This is a genomic window from Pseudomonas sp. PLMAX (genome assembly GCF_046042685.1).
In the GTDB taxonomy this organism is placed as follows: domain Bacteria; phylum Pseudomonadota; class Gammaproteobacteria; order Pseudomonadales; family Pseudomonadaceae; genus Aquipseudomonas; species Aquipseudomonas putida_AE.
Genome location: NZ_CP064950.1, coordinates 393,368 through 412,305 on the forward strand (window position 1 = coordinate 393,368; position 18,938 = coordinate 412,305).

General features: G+C 53.8%; 24 protein-coding genes and 1 pseudogene. 18 read left to right on the forward strand and 7 right to left on the reverse strand.

The annotated features are described in order from the left end of the window. Positions 1-35 precede the first annotated feature (35 nt). From DKB71_RS34630 to DKB71_RS34660, 7 genes are all read left to right on the forward strand, one after another. Positions 36-980 (forward strand): hypothetical protein, encoded by a 945-nt coding sequence (locus DKB71_RS34630; RefSeq protein WP_408602221.1) that lies wholly within the window; start codon positions 36-38, stop codon positions 978-980. Positions 981-1,043: 63 nt separating this feature from the next. Next, positions 1,044-1,727, forward strand: a complete 684-nt coding sequence (locus tag DKB71_RS34635; protein ID WP_408602222.1) for a metallophosphoesterase — start codon at positions 1,044-1,046, stop codon at positions 1,725-1,727. 102 nt (positions 1,728-1,829) lie between these two features. Then, positions 1,830-2,021 carry a hypothetical protein gene (locus tag DKB71_RS34640; protein ID WP_408602223.1) on the forward strand — a complete coding sequence of 64 codons (192 nt, stop codon included), beginning with the start codon at positions 1,830-1,832 and terminating at the stop codon, positions 2,019-2,021. A 337-nt stretch (positions 2,022-2,358) separates the two neighbouring features. Next, the gene (locus tag DKB71_RS34645) at positions 2,359-3,012 is read left to right on the forward strand and encodes an adenylate kinase family protein (RefSeq protein WP_408602224.1); all 654 of its coding nucleotides are present in this window, start codon (positions 2,359-2,361) and stop codon (positions 3,010-3,012) included. 133 nt (positions 3,013-3,145) lie between these two features. Then, positions 3,146-3,322, forward strand: coding sequence for a hypothetical protein (locus DKB71_RS34650; protein ID WP_408602225.1), 177 nt, complete (start codon positions 3,146-3,148; stop codon positions 3,320-3,322). Continuing rightward, positions 3,319-4,074, forward strand: coding sequence for a sulfite oxidase-like oxidoreductase (locus tag DKB71_RS34655; protein WP_408602226.1), 756 nt, complete (start codon positions 3,319-3,321; stop codon positions 4,072-4,074). The genes DKB71_RS34650 and DKB71_RS34655 overlap by 4 nt, the downstream gene beginning before the upstream one ends. Positions 4,075-4,199: 125 nt before the next feature. Then, on the forward strand, positions 4,200-4,952 hold the full coding sequence (locus DKB71_RS34660; protein ID WP_408602227.1) for a hypothetical protein: 753 nt from the start codon (positions 4,200-4,202) through the stop codon (positions 4,950-4,952). 25 nt (positions 4,953-4,977) lie between these two features. On the opposite strand, the gene DKB71_RS34665 is transcribed toward DKB71_RS34660, so the two are convergent. Beyond that, positions 4,978-5,295: a hypothetical protein gene (locus DKB71_RS34665; RefSeq protein WP_408602228.1), complete on the reverse strand. Its 318-nt coding sequence runs from the start codon at positions 5,293-5,295 to the stop codon at positions 4,978-4,980. 119 nt (positions 5,296-5,414) lie between these two features. Between DKB71_RS34665 and DKB71_RS34670 the strand changes: the two genes are divergently transcribed. After that, positions 5,415-6,545 (forward strand): ADP-ribosylglycohydrolase family protein, encoded by a 1,131-nt coding sequence (locus tag DKB71_RS34670; RefSeq protein ID WP_408602229.1) that lies wholly within the window; start codon positions 5,415-5,417, stop codon positions 6,543-6,545. Positions 6,546-6,595: 50 nt separating this feature from the next. On the opposite strand, the gene DKB71_RS34675 is transcribed toward DKB71_RS34670, so the two are convergent. The 4 genes from DKB71_RS34675 to DKB71_RS34690 form a co-directional block, all read right to left on the reverse strand. Next, positions 6,596-7,249: a hypothetical protein gene (locus tag DKB71_RS34675; RefSeq protein WP_408602230.1), complete on the reverse strand. Its 654-nt coding sequence runs from the start codon at positions 7,247-7,249 to the stop codon at positions 6,596-6,598. A 40-nt stretch (positions 7,250-7,289) separates the two neighbouring features. Then, positions 7,290-7,760, reverse strand: coding sequence for a hypothetical protein (locus DKB71_RS34680; RefSeq protein WP_408602231.1), 471 nt, complete (start codon positions 7,758-7,760; stop codon positions 7,290-7,292). Next, the gene (locus DKB71_RS34685; protein ID WP_408602232.1) at positions 7,757-8,350 is read right to left on the reverse strand and encodes a hypothetical protein; all 594 of its coding nucleotides are present in this window, start codon (positions 8,348-8,350) and stop codon (positions 7,757-7,759) included. The genes DKB71_RS34680 and DKB71_RS34685 overlap by 4 nt, the downstream gene beginning before the upstream one ends. Before the next feature lie 65 nt (positions 8,351-8,415). Beyond that, positions 8,416-8,787: a DUF4031 domain-containing protein gene (locus DKB71_RS34690; protein WP_408602233.1), complete on the reverse strand. Its 372-nt coding sequence runs from the start codon at positions 8,785-8,787 to the stop codon at positions 8,416-8,418. A gap of 217 nt (positions 8,788-9,004) precedes the next feature. Between DKB71_RS34690 and DKB71_RS34695 the strand changes: the two genes are divergently transcribed. Then, positions 9,005-10,063 (forward strand): hypothetical protein, encoded by a 1,059-nt coding sequence (locus DKB71_RS34695; RefSeq protein WP_408602234.1) that lies wholly within the window; start codon positions 9,005-9,007, stop codon positions 10,061-10,063. A 62-nt stretch (positions 10,064-10,125) separates the two neighbouring features. On the opposite strand, the gene DKB71_RS34700 is transcribed toward DKB71_RS34695, so the two are convergent. Then, a complete protein-coding gene (locus tag DKB71_RS34700; RefSeq protein ID WP_408602235.1) occupies positions 10,126-10,401 on the reverse strand; it encodes a hypothetical protein in 276 nt (91 codons plus the stop codon). A gap of 507 nt (positions 10,402-10,908) precedes the next feature. Here DKB71_RS34700 and DKB71_RS34705 point away from each other — a divergent pair. The 8 genes and pseudogenes from DKB71_RS34705 (at position 10,909) to DKB71_RS34740 (ending at position 17,486) form a co-directional block, all read left to right on the forward strand. Beyond that, positions 10,909-12,183, forward strand: coding sequence for a DUF4116 domain-containing protein (locus DKB71_RS34705; RefSeq protein ID WP_408602236.1), 1,275 nt, complete (start codon positions 10,909-10,911; stop codon positions 12,181-12,183). A gap of 126 nt (positions 12,184-12,309) precedes the next feature. After that, positions 12,310-12,564: an Lpp/OprI family alanine-zipper lipoprotein gene (locus DKB71_RS34710; protein ID WP_408602237.1), complete on the forward strand. Its 255-nt coding sequence runs from the start codon at positions 12,310-12,312 to the stop codon at positions 12,562-12,564. A 171-nt stretch (positions 12,565-12,735) separates the two neighbouring features. After that, a complete protein-coding gene (locus DKB71_RS34715; RefSeq protein ID WP_408602238.1) occupies positions 12,736-13,308 on the forward strand; it encodes a non-canonical purine NTP pyrophosphatase in 573 nt (190 codons plus the stop codon). Positions 13,309-13,439: 131 nt separating this feature from the next. Continuing rightward, positions 13,440-14,462: pseudogene (recA, locus tag DKB71_RS34720) on the forward strand (recombinase RecA); the annotation flags it as partial. A gap of 488 nt (positions 14,463-14,950) precedes the next feature. Then, positions 14,951-15,298: a hypothetical protein gene (locus tag DKB71_RS34725; protein WP_408602239.1), complete on the forward strand. Its 348-nt coding sequence runs from the start codon at positions 14,951-14,953 to the stop codon at positions 15,296-15,298. An 88-nt stretch (positions 15,299-15,386) separates the two neighbouring features. Then, on the forward strand, positions 15,387-15,743 hold the full coding sequence (locus DKB71_RS34730) for a hypothetical protein (RefSeq protein ID WP_408602240.1): 357 nt from the start codon (positions 15,387-15,389) through the stop codon (positions 15,741-15,743). Positions 15,744-15,876: 133 nt separating this feature from the next. Beyond that, positions 15,877-17,154, forward strand: coding sequence for a mechanosensitive ion channel family protein (locus DKB71_RS34735; RefSeq protein ID WP_408602241.1), 1,278 nt, complete (start codon positions 15,877-15,879; stop codon positions 17,152-17,154). A gap of 56 nt (positions 17,155-17,210) precedes the next feature. Continuing rightward, positions 17,211-17,486: a hypothetical protein gene (locus tag DKB71_RS34740; protein WP_408602242.1), complete on the forward strand. Its 276-nt coding sequence runs from the start codon at positions 17,211-17,213 to the stop codon at positions 17,484-17,486. Positions 17,487-17,542: 56 nt separating this feature from the next. Here DKB71_RS34740 and DKB71_RS34745 read toward each other — a convergent pair whose 3' ends face one another. After that, the gene (locus tag DKB71_RS34745; protein WP_408602243.1) at positions 17,543-18,301 is read right to left on the reverse strand and encodes a metallophosphoesterase; all 759 of its coding nucleotides are present in this window, start codon (positions 18,299-18,301) and stop codon (positions 17,543-17,545) included. Between the two features lie 179 nt (positions 18,302-18,480). Between DKB71_RS34745 and DKB71_RS34750 the strand changes: the two genes are divergently transcribed. Further along, positions 18,481-18,936, forward strand: coding sequence for a hypothetical protein (locus tag DKB71_RS34750; RefSeq protein ID WP_408602244.1), 456 nt, complete (start codon positions 18,481-18,483; stop codon positions 18,934-18,936). Positions 18,937-18,938 lie beyond the last annotated feature (2 nt).

Genomic DNA, 18,938 nt, shown 5'->3' on the forward strand with positions numbered 1-18,938 from the left:
CCGGCGCTGCCAGACTGAGAAGAAAAGGTTCAACCATGACTCCAGCTGAGCAGCGTCTCATCAAGCAAGTGCGTAATAATCCGCTCTGCCTTGAGGACATTCCACGCGATCAAATCACCGCAACTGTTGCCAAGGTGATGATCCAGGAATGCCCAGATGTTGAAACGCTGAATCTCGTCCCCGATCATCTCAAGGATCAGCAGTTTTATCTCGACTACCTGTCGAGCAAGGCGATTGAGCTCGATCCGGAAAGGCTCCTGAACGTCCCCAAACCATTTCAGACCGAAGAGCTGCTCTTAGAAGCCATGAAGCTCGACGGCAAATCTGTGGCTTTTATCGATAAATCCCAGATGACCGAACCTGTGCTTGTGGCGGCGGTGTATCAGAATTCTGAGGCGCTTTTCGACATTCCTGGGGCACTTCGCAGCCCTGCGGTGTACAAGTCGGCGCTGAACAGCTGTGACGGTTTTCACGTCTGGGACACATTCCCTGAAGAACTGCGGTCTGAACACTCATTCCAGCTAAAAGCCCTGCATGCAGCCATCCGCCAGGGTGCGTACGATGAGTTTGCCGATGAAATCATCGCCCGAGGCATGTCCGACGAGATAAAAGTCGAGGCGCTTCGGTACCGGCACCAGATGCTGGCAAAATTCCCGGTAGAAGAGCGTATCGAGCTCGTCCGCCAATACACCAGGACACACGACTTCCCCTGGAGTTGGTTTGAGGATAGCGACGACGAATTCCCAGAAGAGCCGCTCGAGCTATTCAAACTCGCCGTCAAAGAACCTTCAGTGGCCAAGCAGATAGCGATCCTTCAGCGCATCGATGGTTGCTCGCTTGAAACGCTGATGCCTATGGCTCGCGGGCCAAAGCAGAAACAGCTCTTGCGAGGGATCTACGGCACCATGGCAGTGGCTTCGCTCCTTAAGCCTGTCGACAACGTCAAAGGTCACTGGTTTAGAGAGGAGCTCGGGGTCTAAGGCCAGTCGCCCACTCCCCGTAGGGGTGCTACCATTCGGGAAATACCAATGGATTGGCACCTCATGATCTGGTTTCTCGGCGATCCACACGGACGGTTCGACTACATCATCTCGGCGATCAAGCGTCACAGGCCTAAGGCTGTCGTGCTTTTGGGGGATATGGAGTGCCCTCTCCCATTAGATCGACTGTTCCAATCGATTCTGGATCTCACAGAACTGTGGTTCATCCACGGCAATCATGACGCGGATGATCAGACGTACTGGGACAACCTCCACTGCCAAGGCCTCAGCCACCGAAATCTGCATGGCAGAGTCGCAGAAGTTGCTGGCATTCGCATCGCCGGCCTCGGCGGAACGTTCGATCAAGCCATTTGGTTACCGGGCCAGCCAGATACCGGCATCCAGAGTTACCAGGACTTCGTAGCATCGCTGGAGGCCAGGCGCACCCCGGAGCCAGTGCTTGAGTCGAAAAAGCAGCGGTTCCTGTCCTCGATTTATCCCGACGACTACTTTGGGCTGGCGCTTGAGTCCGCAGATATCTTAGTTACCCACGAAGCACCGAGCTGTCACCCGTACGGTTACGCGGAGATTGACGAGCTGGCGCAGTACCTCGGTGCCCGGCAAGTCTTCCACGGTCACCACCATGACAGCCTCGACTATCGGGCTTCCTGGCCACATTTAGGCTTTGAGGCCTACGGGGTTCCCTTCAGGGGCATCATGTCCGAGCAAGGCACCCTGATCGACTAGCGCCATCAACGCGTCTTGCCAGTGAGCTTGTGGGCGCCTCCCTCCTCGTTGTTCAGGCCCGCTCTCCCTTGGTAGGCTGAAAGAAAAAGCAGGAGCCTCACCATGGCGCAGAGCAAACCGACTTTTCCATCCCTCAAGGAATGGAAGAACCAGAACCTCGACACCCTGATCGACGAGTTCAGCAAGAAGTACGGCAACAAGATCGACGAGATGGCTGACTTCTTTGAGCACCAGTACGACCAGGCCAAGGCCAAGCATGTTCAGTCCCATGAACCAGCGTGCCCATTGCCTTAACGTACACGACCTTCTGATCTGTATTTTCCAGAGCCATCTGCCACTGTTTCGAACTCAGTGGCAGCCTCAAAATACACCCACGCAACGAACTCGCAATGTATGAGGTCACAATGGGCAAGATGGCGCTATTCCTGGGCGGTTTTCTGGTGCTAACAGTTTTGATTGGTGCCCTGGCTACGATCCCTCCCCCTTAACCGAAGCAACAAACGCATATAATTGACCTCCGTCTGGCTTCTGGACTGGCGACTTAAGAGCTGCCAATATCCCAATCGTCTGCAACCCTTGCTGTATGGGAGATGTACGGGGTTGCGCAGTCACCAGACTTGAAGGATTCATCATGCTGAAGAAAATTGTATTGTTGGGCGCCCCTGGGGCTGGCAAGGGTACTCACGGCGAAGTTCTTTGCCGAGAGCTCAACATTCCCCGGATTTCGACCGGCGACCTGTTGCGTGAAGCCGTACAGAACCGCACAGAGATCGGTTTGCGGGTCGAGGCGCTTATGCCGACCGGGCAGCTCATCTCTGACGAGATCGTCATGGAGCTGCTCGCTGAGCGCCTTCAGCGCCCCGACTGCGCTGAAGGCTTTTTGCTCGACGGATTCCCCCGTACTCAGGCCCAGGCCCGCATGCTGCAAGACGGCAGTGTGGCTGTTGAAGCGGTCATTGAACTGATCGTACCGGATGATGTGATCATCGACCGCATGGCTGGACGTCGAATCCACGCCCCTTCTGGCCGGTCGTATCACCTGACCCTGCGACCACCAGCCAAAGAAGGTGTCGATGACGTCACTGGTGAACCGCTGACCTGCAGACCAGACGATGAAGCTTCTGTTGTGATCAAACGCTTGGCCATCTACCACGACCAGGTCGGCCCGATCCTCGGTTTCTACCGAGGACTACCAGAAGCCCTGCGCCCACGTCTGGCCACGGTAGATGCGGATCGCAATATGCCGGAAGTGCAGGATGAGCTTTTCCGGTTGCTCGATGCATAGACCAGGCCTCACGAAGAACAAGATCAGGGGGCGTCGAGGGTTGACCGGGCCGGCGCCCACTGTTTCGTCTGTACTGCCACCCCGGCACTCACGGGCCATTGGTTTGGCAGGCGGCAGTTCCCCGACGCAGGTCATGCCCGACCTATTACAGCCATTTAACGGCGAACGTATCGTTCATGTCACCGTTGAGCAGTTGAACAGCGACCTGTTGCGGCGGCTGCAAGGCAATCAGATCATTTATCTTTGGCCATCCGGGGTGCCTGCCGGTACCGAAGGCACGCCGACAAAACAAAGAGACGTAGGCGCATGAGCGAAGACACGAAGCTAACCAAAGCGAAGATCCGCTTTGCCGAAGAAGGTCGCTTTCTCACGGGTACCACCTCCACTCCGGATGACGACAGAATCCCTCCCGGCCAGGGCCTAGTGAAGGGCTTCCCGGTGCTCGATCTCGGCATCAAGCCAGATATTGCTCCTGAGCAATGGTCGCTACGAATCTACGGCGCCGTTGAATCTGAGGTGACCATCAGCTGGCAGAATCTGACCAACAACCTGCCGCAAACGGATATCGTCGTCGACATCCACTGCGTAACGGCCTGGACGCACCTGGACTGCAGCTGGCGCGGTGTATTGACCAATGATCTGATGAAGCTGGTCGCTCTCAAGCCTGAGGCAAAATTCGTGATGATTCATGGCTCGGATGGCTACAGTACCAACCTGTCCCTGGAAGACTTCTTGGAAGAAAGCTGTCTGATCGCCCACACCATGAAAGGCGAACCACTCGAACTCGACCACGGGGCGCCGGCGAGACTTGTGCTGAGCACGCTGTACTTCTGGAAAAGCCCAAAATGGATCAGCGCCATCGAATTCCTGACTGAAGACCAACCTGGATACTGGGAGCAGCGGTCTTACCACAATCGTGGAAACCCCTGGAATGAGGAGCGCTACGGCACACCGGTTAAGCCGGCACCGGCGCCAGCACCAGTAGAACTTGCTGAACCAGAACCATTGCCGGCCAGGCGCAAACCTAGTTTCTGGGATGACCTTAAGCAATTTCTGTCCTGATCGAATTATTTTGGCCCAGAACCGTTGACACCGGACGAGGCAATACATAGCATCCGTTTTCGTTTCCAATCCCGCCATAAAAGGAGCAGCCCATGTCTATCTGTTAACTCATATGAGAACTAGACATGCTGGTATTCAGCCCACGCTTCACCCAAGTTTCCATCGATGACCAGGTGCTCACCGACCTGGACGTTCTCCTGCACATCGATGACGAGTTCACCGTTGCCGATGGTGAGCAGCACCTCTTCAACCTGATGTCGATCAGACGTCTCCTCCTCAAATACCCAAACCTGCAACTGCTCAATGGGTGGTCGAAAAGCCTCATCGAGCACGGGCAAAAGCTCGAAATGGCCGTGGTCAGAGACCTACCTGGCACGAGGAAATCCAAGCAGTACGCCCAGTTGTCACTGCAAAAGCACAGCGTACTGAGCCGTTTCGAACTGACGCCGTATTTGAGCGTAACACCCAGGGAAAATGTCCTCGACCTCCAGGGGCAAGTCAGCACGGGAACCGGCATACGGTTCAAAGACGTTTCCAAAGTGGATTTCTACCAGGCTGTCGACTTCTCGGGGATGGGTGACGGGGAAAGCGTGAGCTTGTCGATGACCCGCCTAGCGGATATCTGCTACGCACCCATCGTGTTGGAGCTGGCAACACACGAAGTGATCGAGATAACCGCCAACCAATCCAGGACGGAGCTGGACTACGCGAATACCAAACGGGAAACGATCACCATGGCCAGCACCGACATCTGCCTAAGGGAGGTGATCCACGCCGTGCTGATGGACATCAACCTCGACGATGAGGAGGACTTCAACGAGGAGATGGATCACCTGCGCCGGATGATCAGGTGCCTCAATCCGGATAGCCAAGAGTAACGGTACTGAGCCGGCAGCAAGAGCCTCAGCTTCTCGTGCTATTGCATCCTTGCGCCGGCATCTCAAAGACAATCTGGACTGCAATGCTTGGCTGGTTAAAGCTCGGGGCTCCAGCAATATTGATCTCGCTAACCTTTGCACTTGGACAATGCCTGTCCAAATACTCTTGCGGAGTGACTCTTTCTTTTTTCCATAGACCATCCAAGACGATTAATGGAGCACTCGACACACTGGTCACCACATAGAAGCCCTTCTCTGGCTCACCCCCAACCTGGTAAGCACAGACCGAAGTGGCAGTTACCATAGATAGCGCAACCGCCAGTAATTTCAATGCTGTCTTCATGTTCAGCCTCTGATTGAGAAAACCTACGGCCACAAGAGAGTACCCTGGCCGAGAGCTAGTCAATATACTCCATTTGTTAAAGGTCTTCAGGCCAGTCACCAACATTTTTGAGGTCAACAGTGAACACCAAAGACGCAAGCGCCCCCGTCAATGCAGAAGAGCCCGTAGGGCCGCGCTGGGTGCATGGAAAGGTTTGCGCCGACGCTTATGAGGATCTGCTCATTGCGACTGCCCTGGGCGATAGCCTGGGCCTACCGTACGAGAACATGGGCGGTAAGCGCGTGCGCAGAATCACGAAAGGCCGGCTCAGGCAAAGATTCCTGTTTGGCCGATTCGGTGTGATCAGCGATGACACCGAGCATGCGCTGATCACCGCTCGCGCCCTCCTCGACTCTGCTGGGGACGAAAACGAGTTTGAGCACCAACTCGCCAAACGACTTAAGCGCTGGTTGCAGGCCTTACCGCCAGGTGTTGGCAAAGCCACGCTGATGGCGATCATGTGCATGTGGTTCAAAGCGCCAGCCAAATGCGGGCGACCATCCGCAGGTAATGGCCCTCTGATGCGGGCGCCGGTCATTGGCCTATTCCATGCCGGTGACCAGGATGCACGAGACCGGTTCATAAAGGTCTCGACCAGGATGACTCACTCAGACCCTAGAGCCCTGTTCATGGCTTCTGCGGTTGCCGACATCGTGGCTGCCTCGAACAAAAAGCCTCAGACCTGGCCCGAAATGAGCAAGATTTTCAGGGAGTGCGCGGAGCGTCACGCAACAGAAGCGGACGTGAATCACACCAAGGAGCTCATGAGATTGCTTGAGGTGCTTGATGACTCTCATGCAAAGGTTGCCTCGATTTTCTTTGCAATGGCCAACATCGACTGTGGAAACGGGATTGATGGTTATGTCTATCGCAGCGCCCTGGGGGCAGCGTACATCGCCAGCCATACCCCAAGCGTCCACGATGCGATTCATAACGCGATTCAGCAAGGGGGAGACACCGACAGTACTGCGGCCATCACCGCTGCCCTGAGCGTGTCTGGCGGGGCTCCTTTCATGCGTGGACTAATCGACCATTTACGTGACTGGCCTGTATCGAAGACATATCTTGAGGATCATGCAAAAGCATTGGGCCTACGGGAGAAATGCGAGATCCCTGAGCCGGCCTACGCACCTCAGTTGATCAGAAACCTTGGGGTCGTCCTGTTGGACATGGGCCACATCATGAGGCGTTTTTTGCCACCTTACGCATGATGGTTCCCGGAGAAACAAAAAGGCCCCGATAAAGGGCCTCTTTTGAGCTGTCAGTCGCCACCGCCACCGCCGTCTCCACCATCACCTCCACCTCCACCGCCACCGTCACTATCACCATGGCTATCACCGGAGACCTGGTGACCTGGCAGTACTGGATCACCGCTGGAGTCTCCATTTTTTCTATAAGGCCGGGGAAGGCCAAGCACTCTAGCCTTGGCAATTTGAGACTCTTCAAAAATCCATATTGCACGTTCAGGGGTCAGCTGTTCTGTATGGGTAGTCAGGCCTTCACCTTCCAGGTTGCGGTAATAACCAACACCCACCAGCGCGAACTCATCATCACCTCTCATGACCAGAGCTTGCCGGATCAGGTGCTTGCCATGACCTAGCTTGTCCTCCACGCAAACGAGGATTTTCTCCGAGCTTGATGGCTCAGGAAAGACTTTATCGAACTCAGCCTCATAGTCGTTGAAGGCGGTGAGCATCTTCACCTGCCGCTCAATGTTGCTTTTCTGCAGGTTCAGATACTGATAGCAACTCAGGGCATAGACTGCGGTTACCGCAACCAAGACGATGGTTACAAAGCTCAGTGGATAGTTTACACAGACACCAGCGAAGGCCAGGAAGCCAAACGTCATGATTGTCTTCTCACCGGCTAAGCTGGCGTCATACATTTGATGGAAAAATTCAGGTGAAGTCTTCACGTACATCCTCCGTGGTCGAAAAAACCGCCAACATTATGCATCAATTGACAGCTTTACGCTTACCCGGCCTTCCACCGACCTCCGCATCGATTTTCGCGAGCACCGAAGCTAGCTCGTCAGCCTTTCCTTCATCACCGCTTGCAACCGCCGCCCTGTAACTCGACATAACGCTACCGCGAGTCGAGGCCAACAGGTCAACCAGGTCAGATCGGTCTTTCATCATGGCCTTGTATTGCTGATAGGCATGGTAGGACTGCCCCATGCTCACACTCTTCTGGATCGCGGCGATCTCTTCCCGCGACAGAGGCGAAAGCAGTTGTTCGGTACAAACGAACAACTGACCCTGGTCATGATCAAACCCAAGTGAGAGATCGTGCACGTCCAGGGATGGCGAGCCCCCGATTCGGCCTGGGCTGAAGATTGGGATCTTGAGCTTAAGCTTTCTGACGCGACCACCCATGCTTGGCATCAGCGATTCAGCGAAATCAATCAAATCACCCAGTGTTCTCATGTCGACTCCTCAGCTACGGGGTTTAGCGTAATCGGTGCTCTATTGAGCTCATTCCACTCACTCGGGGTGTTGGCCGCAGCGTCACAATCGCTACAGCTTACAGAGTGCATCGCTATCACCAGCGTGATCCGACTGTGACATGCTTTGCAAGGTGCAAAGCCTTGGTAAGGCCATGGCTTTGGAAACAGGTGGTCAATCTCTGTGGGTGCCGGCTGCTGTGCTTTGAAGGCAAAAGGGTTTGCCATGAGCAGCTTTTGCACCCTTATGTCGTGCTCAAGGCAAAGTTCGTTGATAGCAGGATCAATGGAGGGTTGCTTGAGCAAAAGAGCCAATGCTTTGTTCGTCGTCCGGATGCTTTCGACCAGGGTCATATCAACTGTTACAGCAACTGGCTTTGGAGTGGGCTCATTGGTGATCTGATCGAGCAGATCCAAGGCCTTCTGAACATGCGAGATCTGTGCGGCTGACATCTGAGCGCGGTTCAGATGGTCAAAGCCTGTTGCCTTTGGGTTAGTCCCATCCCTGATGGCGCGAATGGCCACTTTCAGCGATTCTCTGGCGCTATCCACCAGTTTTTTCGTGTCGTTCATCCTGGATGCTGCTCCACTGGAAATGATGCCTGGCCAGCCTTCATGGGTTGGCACAGATGGAAAACTTAAAAGAGGTCACCGACGTAGCCGGGCTCATCCTCCGGCCTTGGCTTTTTGATGATGTATTGACTCATCTCGCGCACAAACGCCTCGTCGTCTTTGTACTGCTCCAAAGCCCTGAGGAGATTCCTCTGCCCTGACTCAGTTCGGTACGACAGCTCTCTGAACGTTATGGCCTCAGCGCCAGCGGCAATCGCCGCCTCTCGTTGGGGAGCCGTAATGTCATAGTGTGGATGGCCACGCGCATCGTGGAACCAACAGCGTTTGATCCCAACCTTCTTGCAAAAGGCATGAAGCTCCTCAAGAGAGTCCGCCGCAAGGTGGAACCGGGGCTTGGATCGGTACATGATGGCGGCGTCGTCAACGAAAACTGCCATTTCACTCCCTACGCACTGTCAATAAATGCAAAATAGTGGCTCAGCGTGCAAGCCCCGAGTAAGCCGACTTGCGTGGGTGATGGTAAAGCCGTCTCGAAGAAAAATCGATGCCAAATCACGGCAAATATTGGCACTCACACCATCAGAAGCGTTTTCAAGTTCTGAATGTCAGTGATATCATAAGGTCATCACTGGAACAATGGATGGAGTTCGTTTAATGGAAGTAGCGGCAGAGCGGGAAAAGCTAGAGTCAAAGATTGCATTGTACCGATGCGGATGGTGGCTATTCATGGTTCTCATGGTCGGCCCTGCATGGTACCTAGCCTCAACCGTTGAAGGCGTTGGATTCTCCAAAGCGGTTGAGATTATCCGTGTTGGATTGTACGGCCTCCATTTCCCAGATTTTCTGGTATCGCTGGTTAGCTATCCAGTCACGGTGCTCGCTACCCTCATACCTGGGTCAAGTGCGCTGCTATTTGCCGTCATGGGACTGTTCTTTTCCTATGGCGCGTTTTTCTTCGCGTTTTTGTACTTTGCCCTGGTGCAGCCCCCAAATTTCTACGCCATGAAGTCTAGGCTTGACCCTGACTGGCAAGCAAAAGAAGACGAGGGTGTTATCGTCAAGCCACTGGCCAGGCCGGTCATGTTTTCCGGCTTCATTGTGTTCTTGCTTCTGACGTCTCTCGCAGGCGAGGTTTTCTATGGCTACAATCGAGCCTCGATAGCCGATGACTACACAGGCACCCTCTTCCTGTATGATGCCAAGGGCAAGAAGACCCCCATCGACGTCAACGTGAAGCTGGCCGTGATCGATCCGGGCATGGTTTACGACAGAAAGCCTGGGGTGAATTCCCGTAGCCTTCACATCGAATTCGACAGTAAAAACGAGAAGTCACTCCAAGCGCTAAAAAGACTGGGGATCGACGAGAAGCTCTTCGCTGAAAACGCTAAGAACCTGCCTTACGACAACGCAGTCTGCTCCTTCACACAAGGAACCTCTGAACACGATGCGCCAGGCTACACATTTGGCACACGGCTGGTTCGCAGCTATCACATCAAAAACAAAAACGATGACTATGACGTCGTAAAATGCCCGACATCGATGCATTTTGGGGTAATCGACTTCAACTACGCTCAGTTCGCCATTGCAGACATCTCCAAGAGCTTCATCATCGTCGCAGACCTAAAACGCGATAGTCGCATCAGCTTTATCCAGCGGATGATCATGGGCCACCGGTACGACGATAATCCTAGAAAATTCTGGGACTCGTTCTAACAGGCCTCCCAAAGAAAAGCCCCCTTTCGGGGGCTTTTTTGTGGCTCACAAATCCAGGTGCTTCAGAAGCCAGGAGCACTTTCGGCTTTGTGCTCACGCTCTAGCTTGCCATTCCAGAACCGCTTGAGATCATCATAGCGGGACGAAAAAGTCGTCGGCTCGCCGCCTGGGACATACACCATCCGAATCTTTTCCCAGTTATTGCGATCTGCAGTATCCAGGTAGATCGCCTGAGCGAATAGCTCGGCTGCATGCGCGTGTAGCCTCAAGAGCTCATCGTAAGCTGAGTGAGTGTCTCTAGCCAGGCGCTGCCCGAAAGAGTCGATCAGCTCAGACATTCTCACATCGATACGTCGGAGGTGATCCAGGACGTCGAGGCTGTGCTTGGGGCTAACGATCTCTTGCGCCGGCCCGTCTGCAACACGAATGTGAAATTTCCTTTCTGGCTTCCCGGAGTCGTCTAACCTGAAGAAGCTCTTAAAATAGTCGTATGGTTGACTCACTGTTAAAACCCGGTACCTGTGGAAAAACGGGCGTCAATATATCAGTAATCATTACAGATGGAGCATTTTTCACAGACCTTTACATTGGCATTATCTATCAATCGTAATGATTCGATAGATCCTGTACACAACCAGCTGATTTGTATAGAATTTTTTTTCCAAATGATGGCAAAATGGATCCTATCGATGATAGTATGATGATACCAAGCTAATGGACTAGGAGTTGTTGCGTGCAAAAATTGAACATGGATGTCAACAGCAATGCATTTTCAGTAAGTGGAAGTGCAGATTCGGCTACTCACAAGCATTTCAAAATACGTTTTATCTAAGTGTGAGTTTGCGATGATGCTGCCATCAAAAGATCGAATAGCCAAAGTAGCTTCCTCCCTAAAGTACGGCTTCTTCGACTTCGAAGTCGTTGCACCGTATCGCACTGATAGTCCATTTTGGGGCTGCCTAGAAAAGCTCGATGGCGCATCAGTTGAACAGCTTGTAAAGCCACAGATGTGGCAGTTCTCACTCGCAATTGCTAGTGTTTTTGAAGTTGAACTTAGCGAGGTTGTCCAGTGCCTTGGTACTGTTGCCAAACTCAGCGCACGAACGACCGATAACGCATGGATCAATGCACTTCGGAGATTCAAGTGCACTTTGCAGGATATCCCCGTTGCCGACAGAACTTTTGGCGTTTGTCGGCAAGCAATCAAAATCAACCCACGCGAATTCTACTACGTTCCAGAGCAATTAAAGTCTAGGGAATTATGTGCCCTTGCAATGAAGAAAGAGCCTGTAATGCTGTTCTTTCTTCCGCTTCACCTGCAATCTAAGTCCCTCTACAGAAAAGCAGTCCGCACGGATGGAAAGCTGCTGACTAGCGTCCCTATCGCGTATCGGTGTGAGGAAGTCTACCTAGCTGCGGTGAGACAAAACGGGCTCAGCATCGAGTACATCTCTCCCCTGGAAATCACCCCAAAGATTGCCAGAGCGGCTGTGCGTAGCAACGGCGAAGCCCTCCAGTACGTGCCTTTTCACCTTGTCACCAAAAGCCTTTGCGATGAAGCGATTAGGTGCGAGCCGTTCGGAGCCGCACTACCCTTCGTCCCAGCTGCCTATAGAACAGAGCGCATGATTCTAAGAGTGCTGAAATCAATGCCTATGGCTCTTAAGCATGTTCCAGCCGAGCAGCAGAGCGAACTAGTGCGGTTGGCGGCTGTGAGCTCTGACGGCATGGCAATTCAGTTCATAGAAATGTGTCAGCAATCCCAAGAAGTCTGCCATAAGGCGCTGGCGAACAACATTCACTGTTGGAAGTATGTGAATCATAGCTACCGTATTTCCGGGCTTCTGCTTAGCGTCAAGATGCGACACAACAGAAAGTACCCCAAGGACATCCAGGATGCTGTAACTAAGCTCGTGGGAAAGAAATGCGAACTGTCTCAGCTGATGGCTAAAGCGTATCTTTCACAACTGGAGCCTCGCGTTGTAGCGCAGCAAATAGGCCCTACAATACGGCGAATCGTTGCTTTGGCTGAAATTTTTGACGGCAGAACATTGGCCGAGATATACCAGCACAACTACAAGATCAGAGCCGCAATTTTCAGGTATTCTCTTGGAGTGTAACGGGCTGTAACCAGTTTGTTGCAGCCCTGCAAAAATAAATCACCCTCGCCCGATTTACTTAGATTTGGATTCCTGTAAGAATAATTTCTAGGCTTATCTGCCTACACCTAATAATAAGGAATACCGATGAAGCGCCTTCTGCAATTCTCCGCTTTGGCCCTGGCTGCCTCCATGGCTGTTGGTTGCACCTCCACCATCTCCAAGGAGACCGAAGCTCGCCTGGTCGCCAACGAGGACGCCACCGCCAAAGCCCAGGTGACCGCTGACTCCGCAGCTCGCAAAGCTGACGAGGCCATCGCCGCCGCTTACGCAGCCAAGCAAGTTGCCGACGAGGCCAACGAGCGCGCTTCCCGCATGCTCGAAAAAGCCAGCCGCAAGTAAGCTGGTTCCTCGAAAAACGGCGCCTGGTGCGCCGTTTTTTTAGCCGCCCCGTTTGGGGCCAAAGCAACGATTCCTCTCCAATGCTCTGCCCGGAAACTTTGACCATAAATTGACAATGAGGCTAGATAACGTATACTCATTGCCCCCTTCCAAGTTACTGTAGGTTCACCGATGGCAGCCCCACTGCTCAGTGATGTAATTCTCACCACTTCGAATCCTCAGAAGATCCATGAGTACCAACGATTTTCGGGCTCTCAGTTGCGTATGGAGCCCGGTAAGGATCTGGATGAGGTTGACGGCACGCCTGACGAGATCATCATCCACAAAGCGCTGGCAGCAGGCCCTGGTCGCATGGTTGAAGACGCCATCATCGTCATCGATGGACAGCCTATGACCGATATCCGCTGGCGGTTGGACGAGCTGCTGAGTGGCGGTGTTCCAGCGAATACCCCTGTTGTCTGGGAGGTGCGCCTGGGAATCCTCCATGAAGGTGTTGTCTACGCCTACCTGGGTCAAACGCACGGTACCGTTGTTCCATACGACGTACCCGGCTTTGGGATCGACCCGATTTTTCACGTTACTGATGCCGGCGCGACCTTTGCCAAGCTTGATCAGGAGGATCGTAAGGATCCCTGGTCGGCACGCCAATTCGCGATGGAAAGCATGATCAATCAAACCCCGTACCTCACCGTCGACGCCTCCTGTATCGAGCCGTGGGCTGGCGCAATGCAAAACCAAGGCTGACGTTGATTGGTCGTCAAACGATCAGCAATTAATGCATCAAATTAACATCAAATTTGTTGACGACCTGTCAATTTATGGCAATAATTGAAGCCACAAACAGGTCATCAGATTTACCGGAGCGCACTATGTCTATGGATCCAAACAAGCTTAAAGCCCTGCAGTCGGCCCTGACTTCGATCAACACGCAGTTCGGCAAAGGTGCCATTCAGCGCCTGGGCGATGCCCCACGTGAACGCATTGATTCGATCTCGACTGGCTCCCTAGGCCTCGACGTTGCGCTCGGCATCGGCGGTTTGCCAAAAGGTCGTATCGTTGAGATCTACGGCCCAGAATCGTCGGGCAAAACAACCCTCACCCTGTCGGTGATCGCTCAAGCTCAGAAGATGGGCGCCACCTGCGCTTTCATCGACGCCGAGCACGCCCTGGATCCTGAATACGCCGGCAAGCTGGGTGTGAACGTCGACGACCTGCTGGTTTCCCAGCCAGATACCGGCGAGCAGGCACTGGAAGTCACCGACATGCTGGTGCGCTCCAACGCCGTTGACGTGATCATCGTCGACTCCGTTGCCGCTCTGGTGCCGAAGGCTGAAATCGAAGGCGAAATGGGTGATATGCACGTAGGCCTGCAGGCCCGCTTGATGTCCCAGGCGCTGCGTAAAATCACCGGTAACATCAAGAACGCCAACTGCCTGGTAATTTTCATCAACCAGATCCGTATGAAGATCGGCGTGATGTTCGGCAGCCCGGAAACCACCACCGGTGGTAACGCGCTGAAGTTCTACGCCTCGGTTCGTCTGGATATCCGCCGCACCGGCGCAGTGAAAGAAGGCGATGAAACCGTTGGTAGCGAAACCCGCGTCAAGGTCGTGAAGAACAAGATGGCTTCCCCATTCCGTCAGGCTGAATTCCAGATCCTGTACGGCAAGGGTATCTACCTGAACGGCGAAATCGTTGACCTGGGTGTGGCCAACGGCATCATCGAAAAATCTGGCGCCTGGTACAGCTACAACGGCGACAAGATCGGCCAGGGTAAAGCCAACTCCGCGAAGTACCTTGAAGAAAACCCTCAGATCAAAGCTGAGATCGAGACCAAGCTGCGCACCAAGCTGCTCAACGTGAACGCTGCGATTGAACCTGTCGCACCGAGCAAAGCAGCTGTGCCGGACATCAGCAGCTACGGTGGTCAGAAGACAACTCAGCGCCCTGTCGAGTCATCCAAGCCGTCGACCGATCAAGCAGGATCGCAATTTGACCGCCTGACTGGTAGCCCGAACGAGCCAGCGGCTGCAGTACGCTCTGAGCCGGTTGCGACTCAAACCCAGCAATCGACCAGCACTCCGGTGTCGACGACTCCGGTTGCAGCTTCGGCATCTGCCGCGTCTGCGGCGCCAGCAGCTGGTGCTTCGAATGATTCGTGGTTCGACACCGCATTTGACAAAGGCGTCCTCACCCAGAGAGGCCCTTGGGTCTACTTCGACGGCGAGAGCCTGGGTAAAGGCAGGGAAGCGGCCAAGGCTGTCATCAAAGCCGATGCAGACATGCACGCAGTAATTCTCGGTCTGATTGCCTGATACGACGCAGTTCACCTACAGCCCTTCGGGGCTGTAGTACGTTTAAAGCCTGAAAAATTGGAGACCTTGGGATGAAAGTAACGTTGAGTGATCTGCACCGGCTGCTGAGAGTCATGGCCAGAAACCTGGTTAAAGGCTCCCTGCACCAGGGCGGCGCCCATTACACGATGGAGGAATACGGATCTTTGGTGAGCCAGGCGCAAGTTCGCTCCGTTGAACTACAGCGTTTGACTCAGGCCCGAGCTGCCGATACCTGGACTGACGGGGATGGCCCGGTGCTGTGGTGGATGCTACCGGTCAGCGAAGCACCCTACGTAGGAACCCCCAGCGACCAGAACTGGCCTGGTACACACACCCACTGGACTCCCCTGCCGGCGCCTACGCTCGAAAGCGTTGCGAAAACGTCAACAATTCAGTAATAATGACAGTTCAGATTTTGGAGACGCCATGATCAAGTCGATCCATGACAGGTACTCCCGATTGTGATGCCACAATCGAGGAAACACCATGTCCAAAACGATCCGTCGCGGGAAACCTTCCCGTAACTACTCGCGCTACACCAAGCTCGGCGTGATCCACCACGAGAACGATGGATTCGTCAGCTGCTACGACAAAAGCTACATCAGTCTCTGGGAACAATTCGACGGGCAGAGCTACGCGAATTACCTCGAGGTGAAGATCCGCGATTATCACCGTGATGGCCGACAAGGTCAGTTCAGCGGGGTACCGCGAGAAGTTCGACGTACCGATGTCCACGCGCAAAAGCTGAAGCATCAACGTGCAATTCGCCGGGCTGTGCAGAGCAACGATTTCGACGTTGTGCTGGCACCGCTGGTCAAGTTCAACAGCTGGCACTACTACTGATCGAAAGCCCGGCCTTCTAAAGAGGTCGGGCTTTTTCATTTCGGTACACTTGACCCGAGTGTCAAGCATCATTTGTGATAAATTGACGCATCCTGCCAAGATCGGCAGTTCTACGCGCAAGGGAAACACTTTCATGCTTGACCATCTGTACCAGGGCATTGCCTGGCTCAAAGGCTATCCTGAAGCCTACACAGCCAGCTTGGGGGTTGCTCTGTTGCTTGTCGCCGGCTTCAGCACCTGGATCCTGAAAGTAATTTGCATCAACGGCATTTACGGGCTCTTCAGCAAAACTCCCCTGGTTCAAACGTTCAAGCAGCTTCCCACACAGGTCATAACGAACATCCTCCATGTGATCCCCGCCATGATCATCATGTATGGGGTGCCGAACATCCCTGGCCTGCCGAAGACTTTCAGTACTGTCGTGGAGAACGTCAGTAGCGCATTCATCGTCATGACTATCGGGTTCGCGGTGTGTGGTGTGCTCGATATGATCAACACTGCCTACCAAACACGCACCAGAGCAACACAGCGTACGATCAAGGGCTACATTCAGATCGCCAAGATTGTGATCTATTGCCTGACCGGAATCCTTTGCATTGCGGCCATGATCGACAAGTCCCCGCTGATCTTGTTTTCCGGTCTTGGCGCCATCGCAGCCGTGGCCATGTTCATCTTCCAATCCACCATAACCAGCTTTGTTGCCAACCTGATGATCTCCACGACAGAGGTGATCCGCCTGGGCGACTGGATCGAAGTTCCTCAGTACAACGCCAACGGAGATGTCATCGATATCGCGTTAAGTTTCATCTCAATTAAGAACTTTGACGCCACGATCACGACAATTCCGATACGCCACTTCGTAGACGGGTCGTCGTTCAAAAATTACAGGGGAATGCGTGAGAGCGGTTCTCGGCGGATCATGAGAAGCATTTTCATTGATCAGAACACCATTGGATTTTTGAGCGGCCAAGATAAGATTGCCCTCTCTCGTTTCACACTCCTCAGGGACTACCTGAGCGTGAAAGAAAAAGAGATTACAGAGTGGAACAAGCACTTGGTTGAAGCCGGCATGGATGAGGTGAACACTCGCAGGATTACCAACATCGGTACGTTCCGGGCTTACCTAGAGCACTATCTGAAGAGTCACCACGGCATCAATCAGTCGATGACGCTTATGGTGCGCCAGCTCGATCCAACTCCCACCGGCCTCCCTCTACAGCTCTACTGCTGGTGCAACACCACCGTGTGGACGGATTACGAGCGAATCACTTCAGATATCTTCGATCATGTGATTGCGATCCTCCCAGAGTTTGGGCTCAGCGTTCACCAGTCGCCTTCTGGCGTCGATATCAGAGCGCTGAAGGGTGATTTGCCAGCCGAGCTAGGGCTGAGTCACGTGCGCAGCGCCTAAGAGCTCACAGGGCCTGCAAAGCAGGCCCCTTATCTAATCCACAAGGACACACTTATATGACCGTACTTACCGCTCACACCCTTCGAAATCATGAGGACGGCATGGCCTACATGATCGAATGCACTCTGGCCACAGTTGCTGGTCTGCTCCTCAAGAAAAAACCACCAAAATTTGAGCTAAGCCGACAGATCACCATCGCTCAGAAAGGGCTCGACTGCCTGGGTAAGAGAAAATATGACAATAGCTGCCCGCGCTTGGTGAAAATCACCGAGCAATTCGATAATAGTGTCCAAGCTTGGGCGGATGACTTCCGCTCGCGCAGTCAACTTTGATCAAAAAGGGTGGTGGCCGTACATGGGTTACCACCAGCATGGCCATTCCCCGCTGATCACGCCTTCTTTCTGAACGTGTCTGTGTCCACGATGAACGCAGGATCGAAATTTATCATCTCCCCTGGATAGCCCCGCTGGTTCGACACAACGCGTGTACCGTACAAGTCGAATTCGGATCTCTGGTGGTTGTGGCCATGCACAAAGAGATCGATCCACTCCCCCATCAAATCTTCCCAGCGGTTAGCGAACGACGCGTCCAGGTGCGTGCCGGCCTCAGGATGGCCCTTGAGCGCCTCCGTCGTCGGTGCATGGTGCACAATCCCCACGGTGTGCCCACTGAAAGGCTCGCTTAACTTCTCCCTGAACCAGGCTTTGGACGCCAGGCACTCCTTGGCAAAGTCATTGGGGTTGATCCGACCGTACTTCGACGTCCTGATCAGTTTGAAGTCTTTAAGCTCCCGAGCGTAAATCGCGGCCATGGGGGCATTGCCAGTGGCCGTGTAGTCCGTCCAGCCCGTGGCGCCGAGGAAGCGCACGTCATCGATGATGACCTCGTCCCGGTCAAGGATCTGCACGTTCGGTGTCTTGGCAGCGGCCTCTCTCAGTTTTCTAAGCGAGTGCACCAGCTGCCCGCCGTAGTACTCATGGTTACCAGGTACGTAGAGCACAGGGCACTGGAAATGCTCGGCAGCCCAGGCTACGCCACGGGCCTTAACGTCAATATCGCCGGCGAGAACAACCACATCCACATCCGTCACCGGAGGAATGAAAACCTTGAACTCATTATGCAAATCCGACAGCACCAGAATCTTCACAGCACACCTCTAAACGCCAGCTTGCATCGAATATATGCCATGTATTGCCAGACGCAAACCTGTACAGAGAGCTCGTTCCTTCGGCGAAGCCGCCTATGCTTAAAAACACTGCTATTTCCACCAAACAAAAAAATGCGTCACAATGACACCACCACCCAATCGTCTTCGCAGGCCACTCAATGGATGTCTTCAAGACCGCTGCAGAAAAAGCACTTACCGCTGGCGCTTCCAAGGGTCTTGGCCACGCATTGTCGCTCAGCTCGTCGACGCTTATGCGCAAGATCCCAGCTGCTCTGATTGTTGAGTCTGTGATTGCGGTCGGAAGAGAGTCGCTGGCGGTTGTTCGCAAAGAAAAAACCATCCTCCAGGCCGCAGATTGCCTTGCCGAGAAAGGCGCTGAGATGGGCGGCGCAACCGTAGGTGCTGCGGTCGGTATCGCTGCCGTGTCTGCCGTGGGGGGTGGCGTCATCATTGCAACCTCAGTCTCCATCGGCACTGCTTACTGCCTCGGGCTGGCCGGGCAAAAGGCTTACCAGACCGCAAGAACCAAGATCAGCGAGAAGGTTAACCAGGGAGTGCTGGCATCAAGCTCTGATACACCCCCTATCTCTCGCATCAAGAATCCAAAGGATTGACC